Source organism: Streptomyces sp. NPDC031340 (assembly GCF_055569945.1).
The window spans coordinates 1-2571 of the sequence record NZ_JBVIIE010000125.1; the positions used below are offsets into that span (position 1 = coordinate 1).

A 2571-nucleotide genomic window follows, 5' to 3' on the forward strand; every position below is an offset into this window, starting at 1 on the left:
GACGACTTCGACGGGTTGTTGACCTGTGTGCTGCGCAAGGGCCGTGCGGAGCCGGAGGCGTTCGTGACGGCGTTGGCGGAGGCGTGGACGCGTGGCCTGCCCGTGGAATGGGACCGCCTCTTCCCGGCCACCGGCATCCGGCATGTCGACCTTCCTACTTACCCCTTCCAGCACCAGCGCTACTGGCCCCGTTCCGAGCCCTTCGCCGCCGCCGGTGTCGAGGCCGCGGGGCTCGAAGCGCCGGACCACCCGCTGCTGGGTGCCACCGTGGTGTCCGCCGACGGTGGGCAGGTGTTGCTCACCGGGCGGTTGTCGCTGCGCAGCCACCCGTGGCTGGCGGACCACGCGGTGGCCGGGACGGTGCTGCTGCCGGGGACCGCGTTCGTGGAGCTGGCCCTGCGGGCGGGCGAGGAGGCGGGCTGCGGTGTCGTCGAGGAGCTGACGCTGGAGGCACCGCTCGCACTGCCCGAACGCGGATCCGTTCAAGTGCAGGTGCTCGTGGGGCCGGCCGACGAGGACGGCGGCCGGAGCGTGAGCGTCCACGCACGTCCCGAGGGCGGCGACGCGGTGTGGGCCCGGCATGCCGAGGGGCGCCTGGCCCCCGCCGGGGCCGTGGCCGCGGAGGCCGCCGGATGGGCCCTGGCCTGGCCGCCGTCGGGCGCGGACCCCGTCGACCTCGACGGGTTCTATGAGGGGCTCGCCCTGGCCGGTTACGGGTACGGCCCGGCCTTTCAGGGGTTGGCCCGCGCATGGTGCCGGAGCGACGGTGATGTCGTGTTCGCCGAAGTGGTGCTGCCCGACGCGCAGCGGGAGGAGGCGGGCCGGTTCGCTCTGCATCCGGCCCTGCTCGACGCTGCGCTGCACGGGCTCGCGCTGTCCGGGCCGGCTGCGGACACGGGTGATGTGCGGCTGCCCTTCGCCTGGAGCGAGGTGCGGCTGCAAGCCGTGGGCGCCTCCCGGTTGAGGGTCCGGTTGACGCCCACCGGCCCGGACACACTCGCCGTCGACGTGGCGGACCCGGCCGGCCGCCCGGTCGCGTCCGTGGCGTCCCTGGCGACCCGCACCGTCTCCGGCGAACGGCTCGCCGCATCCCTGGCGGGCGCCGGACGGCCCGACGCGCTGCACCGGCTGGAGTGGACCGCCGCCCCGCCTGTCTCCCCCCGGGCGGGGACGGCCCGCGCCACCATCGGAACCGGTGCCGTGTACGCCGACGTGGCCGCCCTGCGCGCCGCGCTCGACGCGGGCGCCACGCCGGTGCCCGCGGAGGCCGTCCTGTACGCCCCGCAGGCGGACGGCGCCGGCATCTCCGAGTCGGCCCGCGCCCGCACCGGCGCCCTGCTCACGCAGCTCCAGGACTGGCTCGCCGACGAGCGGCTGGAGGCCGTCCGGCTCGCCGTCGTGACCTGCGGCGCCGTCGCCGTACGCCCCGGTGAGGACGTGGACGACCTGACGCAGGCCCCGCTGTGGGGTCTCGTACGGGCGGCACAGATCGAGCACCCGGAACGGTTCGTGCTGTGCGACGGTGACACCTCCGACGAGCTGCTGGACGCGGTGTTCGCCGCCGACGAACCCCAGCTCGCCCTGCGGGACGGGGCGCTGTTCGTGCCGCGGCTGGTGCGCGCCGACGCGCCCGGGCAGCACACCGCCCTCGCACTGCCCGCCGGCGCCTCCTCCTGGCTGCTGAGCACCTCCAGCGCCGGAACCCTCGACGGCCTGGCCTTCGTGCCGTCCGACGCCCACGAGATCCGGCTCGCCGCGGGCGAGGTCCGTGTCGCCGTGCGGGCGGCCGGCCTCAACTTCCGTGACGTCCTCATCGCCCTCGGCATGTACCCGGGCGACGCCGCCATGGGCAACGAGGGCGCCGGCGTCGTCACCGAGGTCGGACCCGGCGTGACGGACCTGCGGGTCGGCGACCGGGTGACCGGACTGATCCGCGGCGCCTTCGGCCCGGTCGCCGTGGTGGACCGGCGCCTCGTGGTCCGTATCCCCGACGACTGGACCTTCGAGCAGGCCGCGGCGATCCCGACGGTCTTCCTGACCGCCTACTACGGCCTGGTCGACCTCGCCGGCCTCCGGCGTGGCGAGCGGGTCCTGGTGCACTCCGCGGCCGGCGGCGTCGGCATGGCCGCCGTGCAGCTCATCCGCCACCTGGGTGCGGAGGTGTTCGGCACGGCGAGCGAGGGCAAGTGGGGCACCCTGCGCGCCCACGGCCTGGACGACGACCACATCGCCTCCTCCCGCGACGCGTCTTTCGAGGACACGTTCCGCGCCGCGACCGGTGGCGGGGGCATGGACGTGGTCCTGGACTGTCTGGCCGGTGAGCTGGTCGACGCCTCGCTGCGGCTGCTGCCGCGCGGCGGCCGGTTCCTGGAGATGGGCAAGACCGACATCCGCGACCCCGAGGACGTGTCCCGCATGTTCCCGGGCGTCGCCTACCAGGCGTTCGACATGGTCGAGGGTGCCGGGCCGGAGCGGGTCGGGGAGATGCTGCGGGAGCTGGTCGGGCTGTTCGAGTCGGGTGCGCTGCGGCCGTTGCCGGTGCGGGCGTGGGATGTCCGGCGGGCTGCGGAG

The 2571-nt window shown here is 75.4% G+C and carries 1 protein-coding gene; it reads left to right on the plus strand.

From position 1 onward, the window contains the following. On the plus strand, positions 1–2571 hold a 2571-nt coding region (locus ACZ5GT_RS40685), incomplete at both ends, for a polyketide synthase dehydratase domain-containing protein (protein WP_469036976.1).